Genomic DNA, 26,014 nt, shown 5'->3' on the forward strand with positions numbered 1-26,014 from the left:
ACGACGACGTTGATAGGCCGGATGTGTAAGTGCAGCGATGCATTGAGCTAACCGGTACTAATGACCCGTGAGGCTTAACCTTACAACGCCAGAGGCGTTTTTGAGAGACGCGACAGATTTTCAGCTTTGTTCACCGGATTAAGTCCAGTGGATTTTGTGCTGTGACAAGGCGGCAAATGAGACGATGTGAAGGAGCATACATGAGTATGTGACTGAGCAGCGCGAATGCAGCAACGCAGTCAGAGTGCAAAATACGCGGACGAAAACAGAATACGCCTGGCGGCTTTAGCGCGGTGGTCCCACCTGACCCCATGCCGAACTCAGAAGTGAAACGCCGTAGCGCCGATGGTAGTGTGGGGCCTCCCCATGCGAGAGTAGGGAACTGCCAGGCATCAAACAAGTGAAGAAGCCCTGAACGGAAGTTCAGGGCTTTTTTACGTCTGCAGCCAGGGCCTTTTACGCCTGAAATTCAGCCAGCCCCGCAACAACCTCCCCGCTTACCGGCCCGTTTTCAGCCAGTTTTCGATAAAATCAGTCACGATAACCGGTTGATTAATATCGAGAAGAGGGCGGTCGACCGTTAATTTCTCATCGCTGACCAGCGCAATAACGTATTCATCCAGTAAATCAGCCACTTCACCTTTGATACCCCGCCGCCACAGCGCGATTTTGGGTACAGGCTCATCTTTAAATCCTTCAACCGGTGCTGAATAATTACTCTAATTTCACCCCAAAATCCCTTTCTAATCACAAATTAGCACCTCCAACGTCATCCAATTCCCGAAACGGCTTAACACATGCTTTACTGAATCCTTTGGCATTAATTTATCGCAAGGAAATGAGGTAAGACATGACCGACTCACTACAACAAAAAGTGGCACCATCTGAATCAACGATAAACAGCAAACAACGCATCTGGGCGATTGTTGGCGCATCATCAGGCAACTTGGTCGAATGGTTCGATTTTTACGTTTACTCCTTTTTCTCACTCTATTTCGCGCATGTATTCTTCCCAGCAGGTGATACCACCACGCAGTTACTGCAAACCGCAGGCGTATTCGCGGCTGGATTTTTGATGCGCCCAATTGGTGGATGGCTGTTTGGCTACATCGCCGATCGCCATGGACGTAAGAACTCAATGCTGATTTCTGTTTGCATGATGTGTTTAGGATCCTTGGTGATCGCCTGTTTGCCAGGATACGGCGAAATCGGCGTGGCGGCACCAGTGATCCTGCTGCTGGCGCGTATGTTTCAGGGGCTGTCAGTGGGCGGAGAGTATGGCACCAGCGCCACTTACATGAGTGAAGTCGCTTTAGAAGGCCGTAAAGGTTTTTATGCTTCATTCCAGTATGTAACACTGATTGGCGGCCAGCTGTTAGCCGTACTCACCGTAGTGGTGCTGCAACAGATCCTCAGCGACGAAGAGTTGCGCAGCTGGGGCTGGCGTATCCCCTTCTTCCTTGGTGCCGTGCTGGCCGTCGTTGCACTGTGGCTGCGTCGCTCACTGAACGAAACCTCCGAGAAAAAGAACCGGGAACATAAAGATGCGGGCAGCGTTATGGGTTTGCTGCGCAATCACTCACGCGCATTCCTGATGGTATTGGGCTTTACTGCCGGTGGTTCACTGAGCTTCTACACTTTTACCACCTATATGCAAAAGTACTTGGTCAACACGGCGGGGATGGATGCGCGCAGCGCCAGTGGATTAATGACAGCTGCATTATTCGTGTTTATGTTGATTCAGCCGATCGTCGGGGCGCTTTCAGACAAGATTGGTCGTCGATCCTCGATGATGATCTTTGGTGCGGGAGCTGCGATCTGTACCGTACCGATCCTGATGATGCTGCAAAATGTGCAGAGCAGTTGGGCTGCATTTGCGCTGATTATGCTGGCGCTAATTATCACCAGCTTCTACACCGCTATCAGCGGCATTCTGAAAGCGGAAATGTTCCCTCCGGAAGTGCGTGCGCTAGGCGTCGGCTTATCTTATGCGGTGGCTAATGCGATTTTTGGTGGCTCAGCAGAGTATGTTGCTTTACTGCTGAAGAAAGAGGGAATTGAAACCAGTTTCTTCTGGTATGTGTCGGCGATGGGGGCTTTGGCCTTCCTGATTTCCCTGATGCTCCATCGCAAAGGGAAGGGCATTGCACTGTGATTATTGGCTTAAATTCCACAATGCAACGCCAGTGGCCGCTCCAGCTACATCATAACTGAGATCCTTCCAGCTCCAGCCGCTCCCTGAGGAGCGGCTGTCATATAACTCTTTTCCTACGCCAAAACTCAGCGAGAACAAAAAGCCAAAACGTAAGTTTTGCCCACGGCTTTGATGCTGATGTTGGGAGATTTCACTGCCGGCAGCAGCCAGTACGGCAGAAGAGAAGAAGTGTTCGGCTTTGTCTTTACCGGTCCAGTGATCTTGCGCCACATGCGCACATCCACTACAAAGTAAAACTATGCAGAGGATGAGCGCACGCATCGGCTAGAGTAAACGACTGATAAGACGGTCAATACGGATACGGCGTAGACGACGGATTAACTTACGTACTTTCGCCGGATAATCAGAAATACTCTCTAATTCGCGGAAGTGCTCAACCGTCGTGGTATGTTCACGAATCAGCGCCAGCTCTTTCTCGCGCTGTTCTGCCAGCTCATTCTTAGGATCGTGGATCAGCACCGCATTTTCCAAATCCAGTCGCCAGGCGCGCGGATTAAGGTTATTGCCAGTAATCATCATCCACTCGTCATCCACCCAAATACCTTTCAGGTGATAACTGTTTTCGCCGTCTTTCCACAAACGCACCGTCAGCTGACCGTTATTGACGTAGTACTGCAAACGGCTCAGAAAACGTCGCAGATTGATCTCATACAAATAGGGCAGGGCGCCGATGATCTTAAACGGCTGCTCAGGCGGGATGTAAAAGTCATTAGCCGTTTTATCTCCGACAATGATCTCGACTTCTTTACCCTGACGCAGCAGATGGATCAGGTTGCGCACCAAGATCGCTGGCAGGTTAAAGTAGGGCGTACAGAGCGTGAGTTTGCGCTCGGCGCATGGCATTAAATGGAAGATGGTTTTATTCAACAGGCTGCGTTTGCCAAGCCCCACCAGAGGGGTCACGGCGAGCGATTCATTGCCCGTATTACCGGTGAACTGATAATTGAAACTGCGCAAATCCTGACGGAACTGGCGGGTTTCATTCTTGATCTCGGGGCTTGAAGGACGCTCAGTCTGATCAAGACGATTGACTGCATCGGACTGCTTAAGATTCTCGCAAATCCACGCATACATGGTATCGGCTAACTGCGGGTTGCGGATTAGCTGATAGCGGTCATAGCGGTATCTATCATGTTGATGTAAATAAACATCGTTGAGGCTGGCACCGCTATACAGCAGCGTATCATCAATGATGAAGCCCTTCAGATGCAGCACGCCGAGTGCTTCACGCGTGTTGACGGGAATGCCATACACTGGAATAGCGATATCGGGATGCTGTGCTGCCATTTCGCAATACCAGTCGGCATTGGTCAGCCCACGTGCGGCACCAATCCTGCCACGCTGCGCGCGATGCCAATCAACCAGAATGCTGATATCCAGCTCTGGCCGTGCCTGACGCGCAGCGTAAAGCGCCTGCATAATGCCTCGCCCACCGTCGTCATTCTCAAGATAGAGTGCCGCGATGCAAATGCGTTTTTCGGCCGCAGCGATTTTCGTCAGCAGGGTCTCACGGAACTCGGCAGGCGAGTAAAGCGTGGTCACATCCGACACGGATTGTGACAGTTTAGGCAGCTGTGCGAGGTGTTGTTGGTGTTTATTACGTTTAAATTTAGACAACATCACAGTGCACTTCTTCTCTGTTCATTGCATGGCCTTTTGCCATCAAATCATGATCCTAACGGTAAATAATAACATCAACCAGCCTGATAAGGAGGATTTTTACCTTTCTGTACAGGATATCATCACGCCTCGCCGAGCGGTAAATTCAGGCTGACAATGCCATCATCCAATTGAATATTCACACGAAAATTCAGTTTTCGTGCCAGCGTAATCATGCCGGTGTTGTGTGGCATGGTGATACCGTTCAATTGTTGCAGGCCATGATCGCGCGTGTAGCGAATCATCTTTTCCAGCAATCGTCTGCCCATGCCCAGACCTTTCAGGTCGGATCGCACTAATACAGAGAACTCAGCATCAATGTTGTCGGCGTCAGAGATAGCTCGCGTCACACCAATAATTTCATCATTCCCGTTGTGCTGCCGCACAGCAACAATGGCCATCTCTCGGTCATAGTCGATTTGGGTCATGTTGGCGAGATCTTCATGCGTGAACTCATTGATCTCACTGAAATAACGATAATAGAGGTCTTCCTTCGTCACCTGAGCGATAAATGCGCGCAACTGCGGTTCATCTTCGGGCAGGATTGGACGGAACAGGCAATATTGTCCATCTTTCAACTGCACCTGCTCTTCAAGATGGTGCGGATAAGGGCGAATCGCCAGGCGTGCTTCGTTATCACCGGTAAATGGTGCCAGTTGCAGTGTGACATCCAGTAACGTGAATTCATTTGCTGAGGCCAGCAACGGATGAATATCCAGCCGCTGAATCTCCGGGCAGTCCACCACCAGGTTAGAAACCTGCACCAGAAGCTGGCTCAGGCCCGCAATATCCAGTGGACGCAACGCACTACGATTGCGCACTTTGCCGCTCTTCATCGCCTGAATCACCAGGTAACGTGCTAGCGTCATATTCAACGGGGGTAATGCCACTGCAGCCTGCTTATCCGGTTGCCACTCCACTCCGCCTTCACCCAGCATGATAATCGGACCAAACAACGGATCTTGTTCCACCACCACACGTAATTCTTGTGCGCCGGCACGGTTTGCCATGCTTTGCACCAGCAAGCCATCTATACGCGCTTGTGGATGTGTATTGCGCACACGATCAAAAATCGCCTCAGCGGCCTGCTCAACTTCCACAGCGCTGCGCAGATAAAGCATTACCCCCTGAACTTCAGACTTGTGTGGGATATCAGGTGAACGCAGCTTGAGCGCTACGGGATAGCCAATCTGATCGGCGATACTGGCGGCCTCACGGCTGTCACCCGCAATCCACGTCGGCAGCGTTGCTAATCCATAGGCTTGCAGCACCGGCTGTACTTCATGGGTATCCAGGGTGTTAATCCCCTGATCCAGCGCTTGTTGAATCAGTTGGTGCGCCTGCGCGCTGTTTTGCGTCAGGCCGATCGGTAAGGCGGGTGTTTCACGCAGTTGTTTTTGGTTACGGCGATACTCAACCTGATGCATAAATGCAGTTACGGTGCCTTCCGGTGTGCGCCAGGTGGGGATGCCGGCCTGAGTGAAAGCACGACGAGCGGCTTGTGAAGAGTATTCGCCACACCAGTTGGTGAGCAGTGTCACCTGCTTGCCGCGCGGATGTTTAGCCACGGCCGCGATAATTTGTTCCGCCGTTTCACTGGCGGGAGACACGGCGCTAGGGGCATGGATAATCATTAATGCATCGAGTTCATGGCTATCCAGCAGTTGTTCTATGCAGGCAACATAGCGCGCGGGTGTGGCATCGTCCTTGAGATCCAGCGGATTACCGCGCCCAACGCCTTCCGGCAACAATGTGGCCAAGGCTTGTAAGGTCTCATCACTCAGCGTAGCCAGTTTGCCATTACGCGCGTACAGCTCATCCAGTGCTAAGGCTGCGGGAGCTGCGCCGTTGCTGATGATCATCAATCTATCCCCTCGCAATGGACGCATATGGCTAAGCGATTCCACTGCTGAGAACAGTTCATGCGTATCCTGTACGCGCAGCAAACCGGCACGCTGAATCGCGGCATCCCATGCGGCATCCAGCCCGCTGTGGGTGCCAATCATCGCCTGTGCCTGGTGACTACGACCGCTTTTGATCACCAGAATCGGTTTATTGCGTGAGGCGCTACGAGAGGCCGAAACAAAGCGGCGCGCATCACTGAGATGCTCAAGATAGAGCAGAATAGCGCTGGTCTTACCGTCACGTGCCAGGAAATCCAGCAAATCATCAACATCAATATCCAGACTGTCGCCCAAAGCGATAAACCAGGAAAAGCCAAGGTTACGCTGCTGAGCCCAATCAAGAATGGTGTTGGATACCGCAGCTGACTGGGAAATAAAGGCGATACGCCCTTTGGCGATCGGCACCGGCGAGAAGCTGGCGTTCAGCCCCTGCCACGGCGCTAACAACCCAAGACTATTCGGGCCAAGCAGGCGAATTTGCCACTGACTGGCACAGGCTTTTAGCTCTTCCAACTGACTGGCGGGCGCGGAGAGAATGATGCAGGCTTTACAGCCTTTTTCACCCAACTGTTGCAGCAGCTCTAAATTGCGTTTTGCGTGAGTACAGATGATGGCGAGGTCAGGTGGAAAGGGCAGGCTGTCGATGTTCGGCCAAGCCAGTACGCCGCTCACGGCTTTGTACTTCGGTGTGACCGGGAGCACTGGGCCGCTGAATCCCCCCGCCAGCAGGTTACGCATCATAAAGTAGCCGGCGCGCCCCGGTTTTACCGACGCGCCAATCACCGCGATTGATTTAGGCCGTAACAGTGCTTCCAGTCCGCGTTGACTCATCATCCACTCCCGACATCAAGATTGGCATGATTGTAAACGCTTTTTAGTATGCTTGCCGACTCGTCGATCGCAGGATTTAGATTTCGCCAGGCAAAAGCGCTTCCTGATAATGCACAGGATGATGCGGTTTACCTGCCAGATAAGCGTGACGGAAATGCTCAAAATGCTGCTGTAACGCGCTTGCTGCCTCAACATCGCCAGCCTGCTCCAGCAACGCGGCGGCCACTTCAGCGGTACAGTGCTGCCCCTCGCCGTGCGCTTCCCGCAGCGTGTAGCGCGACGGTGTGGATACGTTGAGTGACATCACCGGGAACGCATCCAGCCAGGGGCTTTTGCGGAACATCTTGCGCGCTTCAGTCCAGGTGCCATCCAGCATAATAAACAGCGGCGGTTTACCGCTGGTGGGCGGGGTGGTCAGCACTTCTCGGCCTGCGTCAGCGTATGAGGCTGGGAACACCACCATCGGCTGATAATTAGCGGTTTGCACGGCTGCGAGCATCGCGTCATCAGGTTCGGTACGCGACCAGCCAAACGCCAGCGTATCAGGCAGGATATCGGCAATCAGGCGTCCGGTATTGCTCGGTTTCATCGGCTCGGTATCGAACATCACCAAGCAAAAACGGCTCCGTGCTTGCTGCGGTTGCAGCGTGGCACACAGGCAATTTTTTTGTGGCAGCAGGCAACGCTGGCAGCGCAACACGCGATTGCCACGGGCAAGAAATGGGCGTGTAGCGCGTGCTAAACGTTGCGCACGTAAGCGCAGAACGGCATTTTCAGACATAGAATCGCAGGCAGGAAAAAACGCCAGTTTAATAGAAGGCTAACGGCAAGGCCAGCACAGGGGCTGGCCTGAGGTGCTTAAAGTGATTCGTCGAGCCACTCATTAAACGGCGCTTTGGGCATTGCCCCGTTTAACATGTCGACCATCTCACCCTTTTTGAACACCATAATGGTCGGAATACTGCGGATACGGAAGCGTGAGCTGAGTGCCGGTTCGGCTTCCGTGTTCACTTTCACAAAGCGCACTTTACCGCGGCGTTCGTCAGCGACATCCTTAAAAACAGGCGCGAAGTTCACGCATGGGCCGCACCATGGCGCCCAGAAGTCGATCACCACGGGCAGATCGTCCTGTAAATATTTATCCAGCGTGGCTGCGGTGGCATTCACGACTTCACCATTGAAAAGCTCGTCGCCACAGCGACCACACTTGGCGCCATCGGCAATGCGTTCCTCGGGAACGCGATTAGTTGCCTGACAGGAGGCACATACAGTATTCATCGTCACCTCAAACCGGACCTGTAAATGTTATGATTGCCGAACATTATGAAAAGGTTGAGTGCTATGCTCAATCTGGATTGCCCAATAGGTTCAATAGTTGATAGCTAAGCTCCAGCACATCAGGTAATCTTCGCGCTCTCAATGCAGGAGGAACAAATGAACGACGAATTTAAAGGCAAAAGCGGCAAGGTAAAAGTGATGTATGTACGTGATGAGGATGGCGGTCAGAAGCCGAATCCCCGTACCGGCAAAGGCGGCCGTCCTGCTGCGCGCCAGGAAGATAATCGTCGTTCTGGTCCTCGTACTGCACGTAATAATGAAGAAGGTGGTCGCAGCAGTGCAGGTGGTCGCGGAACGCCAGCGCGTGATGCACGCAACAGCGAGCGCGGTCGCAGCTTTGGCCGTCGTGACGATCGTGGCGATGACAACCGCAGCTTCGGTGATTCACCGTGGCGCACCGTTTCACGCCCACCGGTAGCGGACGATAGCCAGATTGATGAGGCAGCGAGCAACAAGCCGGTCATCGACCCCGAGCAGATTCGCCGTCAGCGTCAGGAAGAGACGCGCGTTTATGGTGAAAATGCCTGCCAGGCGCTGTTTGCCAGCCGCCCAGAGAGCATCGTGCGTGCTTGGTTTATCCAGAGCGTAACGCCACGCTTCCGCGAAACGCTGCGCTGGTTAGCGGCCAACCGTAAAGCCTACCACGTGGTGGATGATGCCGAGCTGACTAAGGCTTCAGGCACCGAACACCACGGCGGCGTGTGCTTCATCATCAAGAAGCGTATGGGCATGGAAGTCTCTGAGTGGCTGAAAAAAGCTGATACCAAGGATTGCGTGCTGGCTTTGGAAGATGTCAGTAACCCGCACAATCTCGGTGGCATCATGCGTAGCTGCGCGCACTTCGGTGTGAAAGGCTTGTTGGTTAACGATGCTTCACTGCTGGAATCGGGTGCGGCAGTACGTACTGCCGAAGGTGGCGCAGAACATGTGCAGGCGATCAGCGGTGAAAGTTTTGCCAGCGGTCTGGAAGCCTTCCGTAAAGCGGGTTACACCATCGTGACGACTTCAAGCCATGAAGGCACGCCGCTGGCGAAAGCTGAGCTGCCAGCCAAAATGGTATTGGTGCTTGGTCAAGAGCGTGAAGGTTTGTCCGACAGCGCCTTCCAGCAGGGTGATATCAGCCTGTCGATTGGCGGTACTGGCAACGTCGAGAGTCTTAACGTATCGGTTGCGACCGGTATCCTGCTCGCCGAGTGGTGGCGTCAGAACGCATAAAATGAAAACGGGCCGAAAGGCCCGTTTTTGTTTCTACTCTTTAGTGCGCGCCACCGCCGCCACCGCCCGCACCAAATGGCGGACGTGCAAACCACACCAGAACCAGCAAAATCAAAAATACCCCCGCTGATGCCCAGAAGATCTCATTCGCTGAGATAATCAGGCCTTGATTGGTAATTTGCTGTGCAATATAGGCTGAAGCTTGCTGCTGCGTCATGCCCATGCTTTGCAGTTGGTCATACATCTGCTGAGAATTCGGGTTAAATGGATTCACCGATTCAGACAGATAGCTGTGGTGCATCGATTCGCGATCCGTCCACATGGTGGTGGTGATCGACGTACCGATTGAACCGGCCAGCGTACGCACAAAGTTCGACAGGCTCGATGCTGCTGCCATACGCTCTGGCGGCAACCCTGACAGCGTAATGGTGGTCAGTGGCATAAAGAAGCAGGCCACGGCAAAGCCCTGAATAAACTGCGGCCATGCCGACGCACCAAAATCCATCCCCGGCTCAAACGTATACGCGCGCCAGTAGAAGCACACCGCATACATAATAAAGCTGAAGGTCACGAGCCGCCGCATGTCCAGTTTGTGGGCAAAGCGGCCAATGATGGGCGACAGGATCACCGGAATGATGCCGACCGGCGCTGACGCCAAACCTGCCCAGGTGGCAGTGTAGCCGTATACCTCCTGCAGCAACTGGGGCAGCAACACGATCGAGCCGAAGTAAAGCATGTAAGCCAGACTGATCGACAAACAGCCGATAGTGAAGTTGCGCTTTTTAAACAGCGACAAATCGACAATCGGATGGTCGTCCGTTAGTTCCCACACCAACAGCACCGCCAGCGCCACCACGGCGACTACCGTGAGTACAATGATTTCCGTGGAGCCAAACCAGTCGAGTTCTTTACCCCGGTCGAGCATCACCTGCAGCGAACCAATCCCCACCACCAACAGCACCAGGCCGACGATATCAATCGGGCGGATCTCGGTTTTGGTTTCGCGTCCTCGCAACGTTTGCAGAGTCAACGCGACGACGACCACACCAATGGGAACGTTGATAAAGAAGATCCAACCCCAGTGATAGTTATCACTGATCCAGCCGCCGAGAATCGGACCGCAGATCGGCGCAACAATCACCGTCATCGCCCACAGCGAGAGTGCCACGCTGCGCTTTGCCGGCGGATAGTTATTCAGCAGCAAACTCTGTGACAGCGGAATCAATGGACCGGCAACCACACCCTGAATGATACGGAAGAAGATCAGCATCTCCAGGCTTTCTGACATGCCGCACGCCCATGAGGCCAGCACGAACAGAATGGTCGACCAGGTAAACAGCTTCACTTCACCGATACGTTTGGCTAACCAACCGGTAATCGGTATCGAGATGGCGTTTGCCACCCCGAATGAAGTAATCACCCAAGTGCCCTGTGAGTTCGAGGCACCAAGGTTCCCGGCGATGGTCGGAATCGCCACGTTAGCGATGGTGGAGTCGAGTACCTGCATAAACGTCGCCAATGATAAGGCGATGGTCATCAGGACTAACGGCGCACCCTCAAGCGGTTTTTGTGCCATGACAGCCTCCCGCGGAATTAATCGGCGTTGGCACGAACGATGTCAGTAATTAGCTTGTTAACCGGCGCAAGGTCGATTGCCAATGCGTTACTTTCATATGCCGCTTGTGGGCGCACGCTGCTTGCCAGTGTGGCACCGTCTTTATTTTGGGTATCAACTTTCACCAAGGTGGAGAGGCCAATACGCAGCGGATGGTCTGCCACTTGTTTTGCATCTAGCTCGATGCGCACAGGCAAACGCTGCACCACTTTGATCCAGTTACCGGTGGCATTCTGCGCAGGCAACAGGGAGAAGGCGCTTCCGGTGCCCATATCCAAGCCCACCACCTTACCGTGATACTCCACGTCATCACCGTAGATATCACTGATGACCGTGGCTGGCTGGCCGATACGCACACCAGAGAGTTGGGTCTCTTTGAAGTTGGCATCGATCCACAAGTTAGTGGCAGGTACCACCGCCAGCAGTGGGGTGCTGGTGGAGATCTGCGAACCAACCTGTACGCTGCGACGTGAAATATAACCATCAATCGGGCTACGAATTTCAGTACGTTGCAGTGCCAGCCATGCATCACGCAGTTCGGCAGCGCTTTGTTTGACGGCCGGTTGCTGTTCAAGGTTGGTATTCAGGATCATCGCCTGGTTAGCGTTGTACTGTTGTACTGCGACATCCAGTTGCGCTTTAGCGGTAGCAACGGCATCCCGTGAGTGCTGCAGCTCTTCACGACCAATCAGGTTTGAAGCACCCAGCGGCTCACGACGTTTCAAATCGGCTTCAGCCTGATCCAGCGCTGTCTGTTGCAGCTTAATGGTGGCTTGATACTGCTTACCGTTAATCATCAGCTGGTGCGTCTGACGCACGCTGGTTGCCAGCGCGGTCTGCGCTTTTTCAAACGCCTGCTCCGCATCGGTTTTATCCAGCGAAACCAGGACATCACCTTTCTTCACAAAGTCGGTATCATCAAACCAGACTTTGTTTACGCTACCGGAAACCTGTGCCATCACCTGCACTTGGTTGCCAGCAACATACGCATCATCGGTTTCCTGAAAGTGGCGCAACACCAAATACCAGTAGGCCAGATACGCCACACCAATCAATACAAACACGATCGCCAGCAGGATCAGCACACCTTTGCGCTTGTTCTTTTTATTAGCTGGCTGTTGCGGGCTTTGAGCCTCCGCGGTCGCACTCATGTTGTTCTCCACGTTTTCCATTTGGTCGGGATGTGTCGGTCCATCGTCACGGATGCCCGAGTCGAAAAAGCCAGCGCTTTAGACGCTGGCCGGATAAAAGGGGATTAAAATAGCGATTTCGGAAGGTGATTGTGTCGCACTTCTTGCTATTAGCGCGACAGGGAAGCGATAACCTGATCTTCATCCATTTTATCAAGACGGTTAAGCAGCTTGCGCGTAATCGCTTCCAACTGGTCCTGCTCAGAGGTGGAGAGTGAAGACCACAGATACTGCAGGCTCTGATGCTGTGGTGGCAGCAGTTGACGTAAGAATTCGTTACCTTTTTCTGTCAGATGCAGATGCAGGCAGCGACGGTCGTTATCACTCTCACGACGCTCAATCCAGCCACGTTTTTCCAGCTCATCGGCAATGCGTGTGGCATTGGTGCGTGAGGAACCCAGCGCAGAACTCAGTTCTGATGGCTGAATACTCTGGTTTTCTTGCGCGTCCAGAGTGATCAGCGCCATGAATAAGGTCTCGTTAATTCCCTGCGCCTTCAACATCTTGTTGCGGTTATCCAGCAGTTTGCCCTGCATATGCATGCACAGGCGAGTCAGGATGATTTCCTGCAACGGAAAATCTTTATGGCGGTTAGCACGGATGTTCAGCATCTGTTCAATGGGAGTAAACGAACTTTCCATTTTAAAAAAAACCTCTTAGTTGCAACTGGTATAGTAAAGATGGTGACAGATTAAGCGTAGTCATATTTTACGCCAGTGATTGTTCGTACGATCACATTGTCAGCATCTGGCGTTCCAGGTCGTTCCGTAACCCTGGGCGCATCGTCCCGACAATTCGCCATTCTTAATGGTCACATTGCCATCAATTCGCCTCGCGAAATCTTTTTATAGATAAATAATTTCGCGAGAAAAAATAACCGTGGTGAATAACTGTGCTGCTAACCATAACAAACCCAATCATCAATGAACAGTCTCACTCAATCGCTTGGGCTCGTCTTTACGCTTTCTAAACACTTTCTAAGTGGGAATTACGCCACCAAATCAATATGTTAATTAATGTTACTGTAGCGCCAGCCGTACAAACACCGTACCAGCCGAAATGATGAAATGCGTTCGCCGAAATGATTGAGCCCAACGCACCGCCAATAAAGTAACTGGTCATATAGCCGGAGGTGAGGCGATTACGTGCTTCTGGCATGTTGCGATAAATGACGCTTTGATTAGTAATGTGCACGCCTTGTACTGCCAGATCGAGCAGCAGGATCCCCATAATCAGCGCCACTAAATTGTGCGCGCCGAGCGCAGTCATCCCCCAAGACCCGAGCATGATGATTAAGCCTACGCTGGTGGTAAGTTTGGCTTTACCTTTATCAGCCAGGCCGCCAGCTTGTCGCGCCGCAAGTGCGCCAGCCGCACCAACCAACCCCAGCAGGCCAATTTCACCCTCGTTGAAGTTATAGGGGGCTGATGCCAACAGAAAGGCCATCGATGTCCACAACATGCTGAAATTTGCAAAGCTCAGGCAGCCGGTCAGGGCGCGGGTGCGTAAGACGCGATGGCTGGCATAGAGGCTGAAGATTGAGCGCAGCAGCTGCGAATAATTGAGCGTTACTGCCTGTTTATAGCGTGGTAGAAAACGCCATAGCGCCAAGGCCATCAAAATCATCAGCACGCTGGCGGTCCAGTAAACGCTGCGCCAGCCAGCAAACTGTGCCAGTGCGCCGGCTACCGTACGGGCTAGCAGAATCCCGAGCAGCAAGCCACTCATCACCGTCCCCACGACTTTGCCGCGTTTTTCCGGTGCGGCGAGTGTGGCGGCCAGCGGCACCAACAGCTGTGCGACGACGGAGAACAAACCGGTAAGCACCGTACCCAGCAACATCATCGCCAGGGAAGAGGAGAGAGCGGTGATCATCATGCCGCCAGCAGCCAGCAGGCTCATTGAGACAATCAAGGCGCGCCGTTCCAGCATGTCGCCAAGCGGCACCAGCAGCAGTAAGCCAAAGGCGTATCCAAGCTGGGCGGTAGTGACGATAAAACCCGCCAGGCTAACGGAGAGATTGAACTGATGAGCGATGGTGTCGAGAAGAGGCTGGACGTAGTAGTTACTCGCCACAGCTAAGCCCGTTGCCACGGACATCAAGGCAACTAACGCAGAATTGAGTCCCTGCTGGGGAGATTTCATAGTGGGTACAACGGGGCAATAATCATATGCGGGTAATAGTAACCCAAAAAATTATTTCAATGATGTGTTAATTAACAGGACGTACCAGTGCGTTATAGCGCACATCGTGAGAAATGACGTGTAGGACTGGGGCGCAAGCCAGCGCGGCCCAGCCCTATTTTCGGATTACTTCGCCGCCGCCTGTGCGTCTTTCACCCATTTATCAAACTCGGCCTGGTGGCCTTTAATCCAACCGTCAACGTGGCTGTTAATGTCGGCATCGGAGGCATGGCCTGCGTGCATCGCTGCGTTTTCCGCGTTGATATCAGCCAGTGGCAGTTTCATCTCCGCAAACAGTTTTGCCGCCGCCGGGTTTTTCTCAGCCCAGGCTTTGTTAGCCACGATATGCATGGTGTTGACCGGGAAGCCATAGTTCATGCCGTTAGGCAGTTTGGTATCCACTTTGCTCTGCGCGCCCGGCATGGATGAGAACGGCACCTGCAGCCACACCACATCTTTACCCGGCTTGAGCACGTCGCTGACCCAATACGGTGTCCAGGTATAATAGAGGATAGGTTTCCCCTGCTTAAAGCGGGTGATGGTGTCGGCGATCATGGCGGAGTAGTTCCCCTGATTATGCTCAACGGTATTACTCAGCTTATAGGCTTCAATCTGATGATTAATCACCGCTTCACAGCCCCAGCCTGGCGTACAGCCGGTGAGGTCGGCTTTGCCATCCCCGTTGGTATCAAATAGCTTGGCGATCTTCGGATCTTTCAGCTGTTCAATATTGGTGATGTGGTACTGCTCAGCGGTTTTCTTGTCAATCAAGTAACCTTGCGCCGCGCCGGTTACGTAGGTGCCCTCACGGTAGAACTTCTGGTCGCCACCTGCGGCGGCATACATATCATCGTGCAGCGGTTTCCAGTTGGTGGCCATAAAAGTGGCATCACCGGCCGCGATGGTGGTGTAAGCCACGTTGTAATCCACTTCACTTGGCTTATCGACGGTATAGCCGAGTTTTTCCAGCGCGCGGCTGACCAGCAGCGTCTGGAAAGTCTCTTCGGAAATGGTGCTCTGAGCGGGTTTAACCGTAATGCCTTTACCGGGCAGGTCGGCGGCGGACACGTGCGTCGCGGCAAACGTCGTCAGGACGGCGGCGAATAGAGCTGTCTTGCGCATAGTCATTCCTTATTTTACGTGTTGCGTCGGAGACGGACGGCCACGGCGGGCCGTCCAAAGAAATCAGGCTTTTTTGCTGAAGGGGCGCAGCAGCAGGCCAATTGGCCCGGTGTTGTACCAGTGGCGACTGCCGCGGCTACGGCTGTCACGACCGACCGATTGCGTCAGGCGATCGAGAATGATGGCAAGGATAACAATACCGACACCGCCGACACTGGCGAGGCCCATATCCAGACGGCCAATACCGCGCAGTACCATCTGACCAAGGCCACCAACAGCGATCATTGAGGCAATGACGACCATCGACAGCGCCAGCATCAGCGTTTGGTTTACCCCAGCCATAATGGTTGGCATCGCCAGCGGCAACTGCACTTTGAACAGCATCTGACGCGGGCTGGCACCAAAGGACTCACTCGCTTCAATGAGATCCGCAGGCACCTGTTTAATACCGAGAATGGTCAGGCGCACAATCGGCGGCAGTGCAAAGATAATGGTCACTACCACGCCAGGCACATTACCGATGCCAAACAACATCACAATCGGCACCAGATACACGAAGGCTGGGGTGGTTTGCATCGCATCCAGCAATGGGCGCACAATACGCGCGGCACGCTCACTGCGTGCTAGCCAGATACCGAGCGGCAATCCAATGATGATGCAGAACAGCAGGGCGGTCAGCACCAGCGCCAGCGTCACCATCGCCTGAGACCAGGCACCAATCATGCCGATCAGCACCAGTGAAATCAGGGTGGCGATACCCATCGCAGGTGTAGCGATCTGCCAGGCAATCAGCGCGAACAGTACAATCGCCACTGGCGCGGGCATGCCCATCAGCAGTTGCTGGAAGGCGCTGAGAATATAATCCACCGGTACGCGGATGCCCTGGAACACCGGACGGAAGTGGTTCACGACCCAATCGATGCCTTCGGTCACCCAATGATCCAGTGGGATCACCGTGTTGTGGAACGGGTCCATGATATTGAAATGTTCCGGCTTCGGTGCTGGCGCACTGCTCAGCCAGTCACTGTTACTGGCAGCCGAGGAGGCCGCATCATGCCCTGCATTGGAGGCGGCATCTGAACCTGTGCTTGAGGCATTGCCCCAGGCGTCAGCAGAACCGGCGTTCGAACTGGTACTGCTGTCTGCGGGTGCAGCACTACCGCCCCAGGGATCGCTGCTGCTGGCCGCCGCGCTGTTATCAGCCGTGGCAGGTTGCTGTGTGGTCTGGCTGGCGCTATCCCACGGATTACTGGTTTGTTCACTCATGACTGGGCTCCTTCACGATCTAAAGCGCGCAATAGCATGCTTTTGGAAATGATACCGACGTACTGATTGTCTTCACCGACCACCGGCACCGCGCAGGGCGCCTGGGCAACGTGGGAGAGCAAATCATTTAGCGAGGTATCCGCGGGAACCGCGAGCGGCATCTCAAGTAAAGCGTTATCCAGCCCTTCTCCGGCAGCTAACGCCGCCTTAAGGGAGTCAGTCGACACCACGCCGACAAACTTCTGTTTTTCCAGCACATAGCCGAATTCGCGATCTTCATCCTGCAGCAATTTGATGGCCGAGCGCGGGCCAAAGCCTGCGGCTTTACGGATCAACGCGCCAGCACTGCGGCGGGCAATATCTTTGGCACTGAACACATGGCTAATGTCGACGCCACGGAAGAAGGTGCGGACATAATCGTTGGCCGGATTATTGAGAATTTCGTCCGGCGTGCCGACCTGCACCACTTCACCACCTTGCATAATGGCAATACGGTCGCCAATGCGCATGGCTTCGTCGAGGTCATGGGAAATAAACACGATGGTACGCTGATGTTTTGCCTGCAGTTTTACCAATTCATCCTGCATTTCGGTACGAATTAAGGGATCCAGTGCCGAGAAGGCTTCGTCCATCAGCAAAATATCAGGATTGATTGCCAGTGCGCGGGCTAATCCGACACGTTGACGCATCCCGCCAGAAAGTTCGTCCGGGTAGGAATGCGCGTAATTATCCAGGCCGACCTGACGCAGCGCATCCAGCGCTTTTTCCTGACGTTCCTGTAACGGCACGCCGGCTAATTCCATGCCGAAGGCCGTATTATTCAGCACCGTCATGTGTGGCATTAATGCGAAGGACTGGAATACCATGCTGATCTTATTTCTGCGTACTTCACGCAGCTCAGCATCCGATATTTTCGCAATGTCGACACCGTCAATGATCACCTGGCCACGAGTGGGCTCGATCAGACGATTGAGAAGGCGAACCATGGTAGATTTCCCCGATCCGGAGAGCCCCATGATGACGAAGATCTCGCCTTCTTCAATGGCCAGACTGGCATTTTTGACGCCGAGTGAGAGACCGGTTTTTGCCAGAATACTCTCTTTGCTTTCGCCTTTCTCAATCAGCTTAAATGCCTTTTCGGGGTGATCCCCAAATACCTTATATAAATTCTTTACTTCGAGTTTAATTGCCATGCAGTAATTAAGTTCCCGGTTAAATGTTTAACTATTTCTTGTTGTGGTCTCGATTAAATTTAAGCGCTCTATAACCTAGCATAGTGAGAATATCTGACAACCCTAAATGGGAATATTGGCTGGGCAGACGTGGCGCGGATTGGCGATAATTCCAGTGCTCACAAGGGATGAGGGCGAATCAATTTTTTCTGAATTTTTTGTGAAATTAATGCGGTTTCAGAGTAAATGCTCGGTGAAACGGTAATAAATTGCGCTTAAGTGGGAGGAATATTGGACAAATGGCTGGCGCTAAAATGACAAAATAATGAAGTCAAAAAGGTGAAGTAATCGGGAAATATTGAGCAGTGACGCGGGGGAATATCAAGGTATCACGGGAGCGAGTCAGAACGCGCTCCCGCATTGATTTACCGGTTAGAAATTCCAGTCCTCATCTTCGGTTTCCACCGCTTTCCCCATCACATAGGAGGAGCCGGAACCGGAGAAGAAATCGTGGTTTTCATCAGCATTTGGCGACAAGGCTGAGAGAATCGCTGGGTTCACCGTCGTCAACTCCGCCGGGAACAGCGCTTCATAACCGAGATTCATCAATGCCTTGTTGGCGTTGTAGTGCAGGAAGGTTTTCACTTCTTCTGCCCAACCTACATCGCCATACAGCGCCTCGGTGTACACCACTTCGTTTTCGTACAGCGCCAACAGCAGCTCGATGGCGAATTGCTGCAACTCCTCACGGCGCGCATCATCAACGTTTTCCAGTGCCTTCTGGTACTTGTAGCCGATGTAATAACCGTGCACCGCTTCATCGCGGATGATTAAACGAATCAAATCGGCGGTGTTAGTTAATTTGCCACGGCTTGACCAGTACATCGGTAGCCAGAAACCGGAGTAGAACAGGAACGATTCCAGGAACACACTGGCGATTTTCTTCTTCAGCGGGTCTTCGGCACGATAGTGCTCCAGCACAATCTTCGCCTTGTTCTGCAACGCCTCGTTTTCTTCACTCCAGCGGTACGCCGCATCGACATCGGCGGTGTTGCACAGGGTAGAGAAAATCGAGCTATAAGAACGCGCATGCACCGCTTCCATGAAGCTGATGTTCGACAGCACCGCTTCTTCATGTGGCGTAATGGCATCTTCCATCAGACCTGGCGCGCCGATCACGTTTTGGATAGTGTCGAGCAGCGTCAAACCGGTAAACACGCGGATGGTCAGCTGCTGTTGCTGGTGGTCCAGCGACTGCCAGGCTGGCAGGTCGTTGGACAATGGCACTTTTTCCGGCAGCCAGAAGTTGCTGGTCAGACGGTTCCACACTTCGAGGTCTTTTTCGTCCTGGATTCGGTTCCAGTTAATCGCTTGAATTTGTTTAAGTTGCATAGTTTTCATCACAATGAGCAGGAGACGCAGCCCTGGACTTCGGTGCCTTGCAGCGCCATCTGGCGCAGACGAATGTAATAGAGCGTTTTGATGCCTTTCTTCCACGCATAAATTTGCGCTTTGTTGATGTCACGCGTAGTGACGTCATCACGGAAGAACAGCGTCAAAGACAAGCCCTGATCGACGTGCTGCGTGGCTTCGGCGTAGGTATCAATAATCGCTTCCGGACCAATCTGGTACGCATCCTGATAGAGATCGAGATTCTCGTTGGTCATAAACGGCGCCGGATAGTAAACGCGGCCGGTTTTACCCTCTTTACGGATCTCAATGCGCGACACGATCGGATGAATACTCGATGTGGCATGATTGATATACGAGATCGAACCGGTTGGCGGCACCGCCTGTAAGTTCTGGTTAAATAAGCCGTGTTGCATCACCGATTCGCGCAATGCCTGCCAGTCTGCCTGCGTCGGTAACGCAATGCCTGCATCGGCAAAAATCTGTGCCACACGCGCGGTGCGCGGCAGCCAGGCGCGATCCACATACTTATCGAAGTAGTGACCGTTGGCGTACTGCGATTGTTCAAAGCCATCAAAACTCTGTTTACGCTCTTGAGCCAGCAGGTTCGAGGTGCGCACCGCGTGATAGGTGACGCAGTAGAAGTAGAGATTGGTGAAATCCAGTGCCTCTTCCGAGCCATAAGCCATGCCTTCACGCGCCAGGTAGCCATGCAGGTTCATCTGACCCAGGCCCACTGCATGTGAACGACGATTGCCTTCCGCGACCGACGGCACCGAATTGATTTCGCTCATCTCAGAAACCGCCGTCAATGCGCGCACGGCGGTTTCAACGGTCTGCGCCAGATTGCGGGAATCCATCGCATGCGCGATGTTCAGCGAGCCGAGGTTACAGGAGATATCTTTGCCGACGCGACGATAGCTGAGATCGTCATGGAACTCGCTGGCGCTGTTGACTTGAAGAATCTCCGAACACAGGTTGCTCATATTGATGCGGCCGGCAATCGGATTGCTGCGGTTCACGCTGTCTTCGTACATGATGTACGGATAGCCCGATTCAAACTGAATCTCTGCGAGCGTCTGGAAGAAATCACGCGGTTTAATGTAAGTCTTGCGGATGCGATCGTCCGCCAGCATTTCCTCGTATAGCTCGCTGATGCTGATGTCGCCAAAGGCTTTACCGTAAATGCGTTCAACATCATAGGGTGAGAACAGCGCCATATCGCGATTGTCTTTGGCGAGCTGGAACGTGATATCGGGGATAACGACACCCAGTGACAGCGTCTTGATACGAATCTTCTCGTCAGCGTTTTCGCGCTTGGTGTCGAGGAAGCGCAGGATATCGGGATGATGCGCATTCAACCACACTGCGCCAGCACCCTGACGGGCACCCAGTTGGTTAGCATACGAGAAAGCATCTTCCAGCATTTTCATCACCGGAATCACGCCAGACGACTGGTTTTCGATGCGCTTAATCGGCGCACCGGATTCACGCAGGTTAGAGAGCAGGAACGCCACGCCACCGCCGCGTTTAGACAGCTGCAACGCGGAGTTCACCGCACGACCAATCGACTCCATGTTGTCTTCGATGCGCAACAGGAAACAGGACACCAGCTCACCGCGTTGTTGTTTACCGCAGTTGAGGAAAGTTGGCGTCGCAGGCTGGAAGCGACCACTTAGCATTTCTGCCAGCAACTCACGTGACAGTTGTTCGTTACCGCGCGCCAGCGTCAGTGCCACCATACAGGCGCGCTGCTCGAAGGTTTCGAGATAACGCTTACCGTCGAAGGTTTTCAGCGTATAGCTGGTGTAAAACTTCCAGGCACCCAAGAAGGTGTGGAAATGGAAACCCCAGGCATCGGCTTCATCATGCAGTTGGCAGAGAAATGAAAAGTCATATTGATTCAGCACTTCGGCTTCGTAATAACCTTCTGCCACCAGATAACGCAGGCGCTCGCCCGTCGAGGCGAACTGCACGGTATTCGGCTCAACGTGCTGCAAGAAGAACTGACGCGTGGCCTCATGATCTTTGTCGAACTGAATGCGGCCATCGGCGTCATACAAGTTCAGCATCGCGTTGAGTGCGTGATAATCCAGCTGCGTGCTGTTCAGGGTGTCTGTCGTTGCCAAAATTGGGTTACTCCCGCTTTTACATTAGCGATATCGTCGGGGGTTCCCATCAGCTCAAAGCGGTAGAGATAGGGAACCTGACATTTCTGCGCAATGATGTCGCCCGCGAGGCAATAGCCTTCACCGAAGTTGCGGTTACCGGCAGCAATCACCCCGCGAATCCCGCGTCGGTTGGCATCATCATTGAGGAATTGGATCACTTGTCTGGGCACCGCACCCCGTGCACCGCCGCCGCCGTAGCTCGGCACCACCAGGATATAGGGTTGGTCGATATTGAGACGCTGCTTGCCATCCACCGGAATGCGGCGGGCAGGCAGGCCCAGACGAGTGATGAATCGGTGCGTGTTTTCCGACTGGCTAGAGAAGTAGACCAGTGGGAACATCGCCTTATCCCCCGACAGCAGCGAGCTGGCGCAGGCTGGCAATTTTGTCAGGGCGGAAGCCGCTCCAGTGATCGTCATGCGTCATGACAACGGGTACCTGGCGATAGCCGAGGGATTTAAGATTGTCGATGGCTTCAGGCTGGGTATCGAGATTGATCAGCTGATAGTCGATACCTTTACGGTCCATAGCATTTTTTGTCGCGTTGCACTGGACACAGTTGTTTTTAGTGTAAATAATAATGCGCATGATTCGTATTTCCCTTTGATTGCGGTCAGATTGCGAGATACGAAGCAAAATCCTGTTTGCTGCGAACTTCGTCCTTGACGACATCTGGTAGCGAGTTGATGGGTTGAATACTAGATGTAGTGTTGGTGGCGGTCAAGCCCACCAGATATAGGGATTTTGTATTTTGATCTTCGGATAATCGCTAACACCAGAGATCATGCGCCTTACCGGCCGAAAAAAAATTTTGTAAAGGCGGAGGGCGTGAAATTTAGGTCAAATTTTGTGCGTATTCATTCACTACAGACACAAAAAAGCCCCGCAATCGCGAGGCTCTCTTTAAACGCTAATGACGGTTAACGGCGTGACATCAACAGCGCACCTAATACCAGCCCCACGGCTGCACCGACACCCACGCCATGCCAGGGTTTATCATGCACATAGGCATCGACCTGATAGCTGGCGTCACGCGCTGCCTGAGAAACACGGCTGTTACCGTTATTCAGTTTTGCGCGGGTTTGCTTTAGCAGCGACTGTGCTTTGCTGCGTGCGCTATCCACTTCATCTTTGGCTTCGCTGCCGTAAGATTTAAGTAATGCTTCGAGCGAATCTGCCAGCTCATTCACATCCTGATTAATATCAATGTCATCGTTTTTGCTTACGCGATTGAACATTTTTTCGCTCCCTTTGATTTAACAAGTAATACTGAGTGTAGACGAAACGTGACTAAACGCAGGCGTATGCCAGGCTTTAGGGAAATTCCGAATGTCCTGCATAGTCGCCTGTTGTAAGGTTGCGGGGCTGTGAGAAGAGAGGAGCAAGCATGTATTTACGTCCGGATGAGGTAGCGCGCGTACTGGAAAAAGCAGGGTTTGAAATGGATGCCCTGACGCCAAAAACCTACGGTTATCGTCGTGGTGACAACTATGTCTATGTCAATCGCGAAGCGCGTATGGGCCGCACGGCGTTGATTATTCACCCTACGCTGAAAGAGAAAAGTCAGCACTTTGCTGAACCCGCTTCAGAAATGAAAACTTGCGATCACTACACGCAGTTTCCACTTTATCTGATGGGGGAGTCACAAGAGCATTACGGTATCCCACACGGTTTTAGCTCGCGAATTGCGCTGGAGCGTTACCTTCAAGGCGTATTCGGCGCCTGAAAATGTGCCCCGTGATGGCGGGGCCGCACCTTTTTTGATAAATCCCTATCCTTTGCCACGTTGCAAATTGGCACGCTGGCGCGTATAACCCTGTGTCCATATAGATGTTCAGACGTCCATACGGATAAAAATAATGCAAACGCAGGAAACGCCTTCGCAGGAAAATTTTAAACGCACCATGAAAGTGCGGCATCTGGTGATGCTGTCGCTGGGGGGTGTGATCGGCACCGGACTGTTCTTCAACACCGGCTATATCATCTCAACAACCGGTGCGGCCGGCACGCTGCTGGCCTACCTGATTGGTGCGCTGGTGGTGTGGCTGGTGATGGTGTGCCTGGGTGAATTAGCTGTGGCGATGCCAGAAACCGGTGCTTTCCACGTCTATGCCGCGCGCTATCTTAGCCCTGCAACCGGCTATACGGTGGCGTGGCTCTATTGGTTAACCTGGACGGTGGCGCTCGGTTCCAGCCTGACGGCAGCGGGATTCTGCATGCAGTACTGGTTCCCGACGACCCCCGTTTGGCTGTGGTGCCTGGTGTTCTGCATCGCCATCTATCTGCTGAATATCGTCTCCACGCGCTTCTTCGCGGAAGGCGAGTTCTGGTTCTCCATCATAAAAGTTATCACCATCATCGCCTTTATTATCCTCGGCGCTGCGGCGATGTTTGGCTTTATTCCAATGAAGGATGGCAGCCCAGCACCAGGTCTGCACAATCTGACCGCTTCCGGCTGGCTTCCACACGGCACCCTGCCGATTCTAATGACCATGGTAGCGGTGAATTTCGCCTTCTCCGGTACGGAATTGATTGGTATCGCCGCTGGGGAAACGGAACAGCCACAAAAAGCCTTACCCTTGGCGATCCGCACTACCGTCGCGCGATTGATCATCTTCTTCATTGGCACGGTATTTGTGCTGGCGGCGCTGATCCCGATGGATCAAGCGGGCATCGTCAAAAGTCCGTTTGTGCTTGTGTTCGAGAAGATTGGCATTCCCTATGCGGCCGATATCTTTAACTTTGTGATCCTCACCGCCATCCTGTCAGCGGCCAACTCCGGGTTGTATGCCTCGGGTCGTATGCTGTGGTCGCTGGCAAACGAAAACACGCTGCCACGCTGTTTTGCCGGGGTAAATCGTCGCGGTATTCCAGTGTTGGCGATCACCGTCAGTATGCTCGGCGGCTTGTTGGCGCTGTTCTCTAGCGTGATCGCGCCGGATACGGTATTTGTGGCGCTGTCTGCCATTTCAGGTTTTGCGGTGGTGGCGGTATGGCTCAGTATCTGTGCATCACACTATGTGTTCCGTCGTCGCCATCTGGCGGCGGGCGGTTCGCTGCAACAGCTGGCCTATCGTGCACCACTCTATCCGCTCACGCCGATTCTTGGTTTTCTGCTGTGCCTGCTGGCATGTGTGGGGTTAGCCTTCGATCCTTCACAGCGAATTGCGCTTTGGTGCGGCATTCCATTTGTGCTGTTCTGCTATGCCGCATACCATGTCACGCATCGACGTAACCTGAAGGCCGAGGAGGCCAATGATGTCGCGTAATCCTGTCGCAGAAGCGTTAACCCAACACGACACACTGATTCTGGATGGTGCACTGGCCACCGAACTGGAGGCGCGCGGCTGCAATCTGGCAGATGCGTTGTGGTCTGCCAAAGTACTGGTGGAAAACCCTGAGCTGATTTATCAGGTGCACTACGACTATTTCGCTGCTGGTGCTAATGTGGCGATCACCGCCAGCTATCAGGCGACGCCGCAAGGTTTTGCGGCGCGTGGCCTGGATGAAGCACATGCGCTGACGCTCATTGCCGAAAGCGTTAACCTGGCAAAGCGCGCACGTGACGATTACCGTGCGGCATCCCACAGCCAAGCCGCTCTGCTGGTGGCCGGTTCCGTTGGACCTTATGGCGCGTTCCTGGCCAATGGTGCTGAGTATCGCGGTGATTACGCCTTGCCAGAAGCGGAGATGAAAGACTTCCATCGCCCGCGCGTGAAAGCCTTGCTGGATGCTGGGGTGGATCTGTTGGCGTGTGAAACACTGCCGTCGTTTGCCGAAGCGCAGGCGTTGGTGAGTTTGCTGGCAGAGTTCCCGGACAGCAGCGCTTGGTTCTCCTTCACGCTGCGTGATGCGCAACACATCAGTGACGGTACACCGCTGAGCCGGGTCGCTGAGCTGGTGAATGCCGCACCGCAGGTGGTAGCGATTGGCATCAACTGCGTGGCGCTGGAAAGTGTGACGCCGGCGCTACAAACCTTGCAGGCGTTGTGTGCCAAGCCGCTACTGGTCTACCCGAACTCTGGCGAGCAGTACGATGCCAGCAGCAAAACCTGGCATTCGGCACCTTCTGGCTGCACGCTGCATGATAAATTCCCCGAGTGGCAGCAGACAGGCGCAAGGCTGATTGGCGGCTGCTGCCGTACCACGCCACAAGATATCGCGGCGATTGCCGCCTGTTGTCAACCGCAATAAAGCGCAGAAAAGCGCCACTGATAGCGCGATTGAGGCGAGTGAAAAGCAGAAGAGGGCAGTTTAGACTGTCCTCTCTGATTCTGAAGCGGACCTGCTATGAACCTGCGACATCTACTTCCTGCCACTGCACTGCTGCTGAGTGGCTGCGCCACTATTGTTGGCACGGAAACGCAGCCGGTAAAAATCGACTCTGTGCCGCAAGGTGCGCGTTTCACCGTGCAGGATGAGACGGGACGAGCAGTGGCGCAGGGCTACACGCCACAAACCGTTGAGCTGGCGAAATCCACCGGCAATTACTTTGGTAAGAAGCACTATCAGGTGATGCTGGAGAGTCCGGGCTACGTGCCGGTGACGTTGCCGATCGAGGCCAGCGCTAACCTGTGGTATCTGCTGGGCAACATCCCACTGCTGGGTTTCCCCGGCTGGCTGCTGGTGGATCCCTTCTATGGCGGCATGTACGACCTGAAACCCGAACATCCTCAGCCGCGTTTAAACGTGGTGGGCGCGCGCGGCGGTTAATGTCGGAGG

The 26,014-nt window shown here is 53.5% G+C and carries 24 protein-coding genes and 2 rRNA genes; 8 read left to right on the plus strand and 18 right to left on the minus strand.

Translation table 11 applies throughout. The features are described from left to right. Window positions 1-82 (plus strand): 23S ribosomal RNA (locus F3J38_RS25125); the annotation flags it as partial. 193 nt (window positions 83-275) lie between these two features. Continuing rightward, a 5S ribosomal RNA gene (gene rrf / locus F3J38_RS25130) occupies window positions 276-391 on the plus strand. 106 nt (window positions 392-497) lie between these two features. On the opposite strand, the gene F3J38_RS25135 is transcribed toward rrf, so the two are convergent. Further along, a complete protein-coding gene (locus F3J38_RS25135) occupies window positions 498-635 on the minus strand; it encodes a P-loop NTPase family protein (RefSeq protein ID WP_167143545.1) in 138 nt (45 codons plus the stop codon). Between the two features lie 215 nt (window positions 636-850). Between F3J38_RS25135 and F3J38_RS25140 the strand changes: the two genes are divergently transcribed. Further along, the gene (locus F3J38_RS25140; RefSeq protein ID WP_167143548.1) at window positions 851-2,155 is read left to right on the plus strand and encodes an MFS family transporter; all 1,305 of its coding nucleotides are present in this window, start codon (window positions 851-853) and stop codon (window positions 2,153-2,155) included. Here F3J38_RS25140 and F3J38_RS25145 read toward each other — a convergent pair whose 3' ends face one another. The 5 genes from F3J38_RS25145 to trxC form a co-directional block, all read right to left on the minus strand. Continuing rightward, the gene (locus F3J38_RS25145) at window positions 2,156-2,476 is read right to left on the minus strand and encodes a YfiM family lipoprotein (protein WP_167143551.1); all 321 of its coding nucleotides are present in this window, start codon (window positions 2,474-2,476) and stop codon (window positions 2,156-2,158) included. Between the two features lie 3 nt (window positions 2,477-2,479). Next, window positions 2,480-3,835, minus strand: a complete 1,356-nt coding sequence (gene pssA, locus F3J38_RS25150; RefSeq protein ID WP_167143554.1) for a CDP-diacylglycerol--serine O-phosphatidyltransferase — start codon at window positions 3,833-3,835, stop codon at window positions 2,480-2,482. Between the two features lie 122 nt (window positions 3,836-3,957). Beyond that, complete coding sequence (locus F3J38_RS25155) at window positions 3,958-6,609, minus strand: bifunctional acetate--CoA ligase family protein/GNAT family N-acetyltransferase (RefSeq protein WP_167143776.1); 2,652 nt, start codon at window positions 6,607-6,609, stop codon at window positions 3,958-3,960. 76 nt (window positions 6,610-6,685) lie between these two features. Further along, window positions 6,686-7,390, minus strand: a complete 705-nt coding sequence (locus tag F3J38_RS25160) for a tRNA-uridine aminocarboxypropyltransferase (protein WP_167143557.1) — start codon at window positions 7,388-7,390, stop codon at window positions 6,686-6,688. A 77-nt stretch (window positions 7,391-7,467) separates the two neighbouring features. Further along, window positions 7,468-7,887 (minus strand): thioredoxin TrxC, encoded by a 420-nt coding sequence (trxC, locus tag F3J38_RS25165; RefSeq protein ID WP_038645267.1) that lies wholly within the window; start codon window positions 7,885-7,887, stop codon window positions 7,468-7,470. A 156-nt stretch (window positions 7,888-8,043) separates the two neighbouring features. On the opposite strand from trxC, the gene F3J38_RS25170 reads away from it, so the two are divergent. Beyond that, window positions 8,044-9,162 carry a tRNA/rRNA methyltransferase gene (locus tag F3J38_RS25170; RefSeq protein WP_167143560.1) on the plus strand — a complete coding sequence of 373 codons (1,119 nt, stop codon included), beginning with the start codon at window positions 8,044-8,046 and terminating at the stop codon, window positions 9,160-9,162. A 40-nt stretch (window positions 9,163-9,202) separates the two neighbouring features. Here F3J38_RS25170 and emrB read toward each other — a convergent pair whose 3' ends face one another. The 12 genes from emrB to F3J38_RS25230 all read right to left on the minus strand — a co-directional run bounded on the left by emrB (window position 9,203) and on the right by F3J38_RS25230 (window position 22,530). Then, on the minus strand, window positions 9,203-10,738 hold the full coding sequence (gene emrB, locus F3J38_RS25175) for a multidrug efflux MFS transporter permease subunit EmrB (RefSeq protein WP_058959188.1): 1,536 nt from the start codon (window positions 10,736-10,738) through the stop codon (window positions 9,203-9,205). A 17-nt stretch (window positions 10,739-10,755) separates the two neighbouring features. Next, the gene (gene emrA, locus F3J38_RS25180; RefSeq protein ID WP_167143563.1) at window positions 10,756-11,928 is read right to left on the minus strand and encodes a multidrug efflux MFS transporter periplasmic adaptor subunit EmrA; all 1,173 of its coding nucleotides are present in this window, start codon (window positions 11,926-11,928) and stop codon (window positions 10,756-10,758) included. Window positions 11,929-12,077: 149 nt separating this feature from the next. Next, window positions 12,078-12,608 carry a transcriptional repressor MprA gene (gene mprA / locus F3J38_RS25185; protein ID WP_034825472.1) on the minus strand — a complete coding sequence of 177 codons (531 nt, stop codon included), beginning with the start codon at window positions 12,606-12,608 and terminating at the stop codon, window positions 12,078-12,080. Window positions 12,609-12,933: 325 nt separating this feature from the next. After that, entirely contained in the window at window positions 12,934-14,112 is a 1,179-nt protein-coding gene (locus F3J38_RS25190) for an MFS transporter (protein ID WP_167143566.1), read from the minus strand. 165 nt (window positions 14,113-14,277) lie between these two features. Continuing rightward, window positions 14,278-15,273: a glycine betaine/L-proline ABC transporter substrate-binding protein ProX gene (gene proX / locus F3J38_RS25195; protein ID WP_167143569.1), complete on the minus strand. Its 996-nt coding sequence runs from the start codon at window positions 15,271-15,273 to the stop codon at window positions 14,278-14,280. A 63-nt stretch (window positions 15,274-15,336) separates the two neighbouring features. Beyond that, the gene (gene proW, locus F3J38_RS25200; protein ID WP_167143572.1) at window positions 15,337-16,539 is read right to left on the minus strand and encodes a glycine betaine/L-proline ABC transporter permease ProW; all 1,203 of its coding nucleotides are present in this window, start codon (window positions 16,537-16,539) and stop codon (window positions 15,337-15,339) included. Beyond that, window positions 16,536-17,732 carry a glycine betaine/L-proline ABC transporter ATP-binding protein ProV gene (proV, locus tag F3J38_RS25205; protein ID WP_167143575.1) on the minus strand — a complete coding sequence of 399 codons (1,197 nt, stop codon included), beginning with the start codon at window positions 17,730-17,732 and terminating at the stop codon, window positions 16,536-16,538. The genes proW and proV overlap by 4 nt, the downstream gene beginning before the upstream one ends. Window positions 17,733-18,143: 411 nt before the next feature. Continuing rightward, window positions 18,144-19,103 (minus strand): class 1b ribonucleoside-diphosphate reductase subunit beta, encoded by a 960-nt coding sequence (gene nrdF, locus F3J38_RS25210; RefSeq protein ID WP_167143578.1) that lies wholly within the window; start codon window positions 19,101-19,103, stop codon window positions 18,144-18,146. Between the two features lie 8 nt (window positions 19,104-19,111). Further along, window positions 19,112-21,250 carry a class 1b ribonucleoside-diphosphate reductase subunit alpha gene (gene nrdE, locus F3J38_RS25215; protein WP_167143606.1) on the minus strand — a complete coding sequence of 713 codons (2,139 nt, stop codon included), beginning with the start codon at window positions 21,248-21,250 and terminating at the stop codon, window positions 19,112-19,114. Then, window positions 21,229-21,633: a class Ib ribonucleoside-diphosphate reductase assembly flavoprotein NrdI gene (gene nrdI / locus F3J38_RS25220; RefSeq protein ID WP_167143609.1), complete on the minus strand. Its 405-nt coding sequence runs from the start codon at window positions 21,631-21,633 to the stop codon at window positions 21,229-21,231. Before nrdI ends, nrdE begins: the two co-directional genes overlap by 22 nt. 4 nt (window positions 21,634-21,637) lie before the next feature. Next, window positions 21,638-21,880, minus strand: a complete 243-nt coding sequence (locus F3J38_RS25225; protein WP_038645282.1) for a redoxin NrdH — start codon at window positions 21,878-21,880, stop codon at window positions 21,638-21,640. A gap of 332 nt (window positions 21,881-22,212) precedes the next feature. Next, entirely contained in the window at window positions 22,213-22,530 is a 318-nt protein-coding gene (locus tag F3J38_RS25230; protein WP_034825483.1) for a DUF883 family protein, read from the minus strand. A gap of 149 nt (window positions 22,531-22,679) precedes the next feature. Here F3J38_RS25230 and F3J38_RS25235 point away from each other — a divergent pair, with 149 nt between their 5' ends. The 4 genes from F3J38_RS25235 to F3J38_RS25250 all read left to right on the plus strand — a co-directional run bounded on the left by F3J38_RS25235 (window position 22,680) and on the right by F3J38_RS25250 (window position 26,005). Further along, a complete protein-coding gene (locus tag F3J38_RS25235; RefSeq protein WP_167143612.1) occupies window positions 22,680-23,018 on the plus strand; it encodes a DUF2002 family protein in 339 nt (112 codons plus the stop codon). A gap of 133 nt (window positions 23,019-23,151) precedes the next feature. Next, entirely contained in the window at window positions 23,152-24,561 is a 1,410-nt protein-coding gene (mmuP, locus tag F3J38_RS25240; protein WP_167143614.1) for an S-methylmethionine permease, read from the plus strand. Beyond that, entirely contained in the window at window positions 24,551-25,486 is a 936-nt protein-coding gene (gene mmuM / locus F3J38_RS25245; protein ID WP_167143780.1) for a homocysteine S-methyltransferase, read from the plus strand. The genes mmuP and mmuM overlap by 11 nt, the downstream gene beginning before the upstream one ends. 96 nt (window positions 25,487-25,582) lie before the next feature. Then, window positions 25,583-26,005: a hypothetical protein gene (locus tag F3J38_RS25250; protein WP_038645291.1), complete on the plus strand. Its 423-nt coding sequence runs from the start codon at window positions 25,583-25,585 to the stop codon at window positions 26,003-26,005. Window positions 26,006-26,014: the final 9 nt, after the last annotated feature.

It is taken from the genome of Candidatus Pantoea formicae, assembly GCF_011752625.1.
In the GTDB taxonomy this organism is placed as follows: Bacteria; Pseudomonadota; Gammaproteobacteria; order Enterobacterales; family Enterobacteriaceae; genus Pantoea; species Pantoea formicae.

Coding starts and splice junctions, on each gene's coding strand:
- F3J38_RS25140 (WP_167143548.1), top strand. CDS start 851: ATGACCGACTCACTACAACAAAAAGTGGCACCATCTGAATCAACGATA.
- F3J38_RS25145 (WP_167143551.1), bottom strand. CDS start 2,476: ATGCGTGCGCTCATCCTCTGCATAGTTTTACTTTGTAGTGGATGTGCG.
- pssA (WP_167143554.1), bottom strand. CDS start 3,835: ATGTTGTCTAAATTTAAACGTAATAAACACCAACAACACCTCGCACAG.
- F3J38_RS25155 (WP_167143776.1), bottom strand. CDS start 6,609: ATGAGTCAACGCGGACTGGAAGCACTGTTACGGCCTAAATCAATCGCG.
- F3J38_RS25160 (WP_167143557.1), bottom strand. CDS start 7,390: ATGTCTGAAAATGCCGTTCTGCGCTTACGTGCGCAACGTTTAGCACGC.
- trxC (WP_038645267.1), bottom strand. CDS start 7,887: ATGAATACTGTATGTGCCTCCTGTCAGGCAACTAATCGCGTTCCCGAG.
- F3J38_RS25170 (WP_167143560.1), top strand. CDS start 8,044: ATGAACGACGAATTTAAAGGCAAAAGCGGCAAGGTAAAAGTGATGTAT.
- emrB (WP_058959188.1), bottom strand. CDS start 10,738: ATGGCACAAAAACCGCTTGAGGGTGCGCCGTTAGTCCTGATGACCATC.
- emrA (WP_167143563.1), bottom strand. CDS start 11,928: ATGAGTGCGACCGCGGAGGCTCAAAGCCCGCAACAGCCAGCTAATAAA.
- mprA (WP_034825472.1), bottom strand. CDS start 12,608: ATGGAAAGTTCGTTTACTCCCATTGAACAGATGCTGAACATCCGTGCT.
- F3J38_RS25190 (WP_167143566.1), bottom strand. CDS start 14,112: ATGAAATCTCCCCAGCAGGGACTCAATTCTGCGTTAGTTGCCTTGATG.
- proX (WP_167143569.1), bottom strand. CDS start 15,273: ATGCGCAAGACAGCTCTATTCGCCGCCGTCCTGACGACGTTTGCCGCG.
- proW (WP_167143572.1), bottom strand. CDS start 16,539: ATGAGTGAACAAACCAGTAATCCGTGGGATAGCGCCAGCCAGACCACA.
- proV (WP_167143575.1), bottom strand. CDS start 17,732: ATGGCAATTAAACTCGAAGTAAAGAATTTATATAAGGTATTTGGGGAT.
- nrdF (WP_167143578.1), bottom strand. CDS start 19,103: ATGCAACTTAAACAAATTCAAGCGATTAACTGGAACCGAATCCAGGAC.
- nrdI (WP_167143609.1), bottom strand. CDS start 21,633: ATGTTCCCACTGGTCTACTTCTCTAGCCAGTCGGAAAACACGCACCGA.
- F3J38_RS25225 (WP_038645282.1), bottom strand. CDS start 21,880: ATGCGCATTATTATTTACACTAAAAACAACTGTGTCCAGTGCAACGCG.
- F3J38_RS25230 (WP_034825483.1), bottom strand. CDS start 22,530: ATGTTCAATCGCGTAAGCAAAAACGATGACATTGATATTAATCAGGAT.
- F3J38_RS25235 (WP_167143612.1), top strand. CDS start 22,680: ATGTATTTACGTCCGGATGAGGTAGCGCGCGTACTGGAAAAAGCAGGG.
- mmuP (WP_167143614.1), top strand. CDS start 23,152: ATGCAAACGCAGGAAACGCCTTCGCAGGAAAATTTTAAACGCACCATG.
- mmuM (WP_167143780.1), top strand. CDS start 24,551: ATGTCGCGTAATCCTGTCGCAGAAGCGTTAACCCAACACGACACACTG.
- F3J38_RS25250 (WP_038645291.1), top strand. CDS start 25,583: ATGAACCTGCGACATCTACTTCCTGCCACTGCACTGCTGCTGAGTGGC.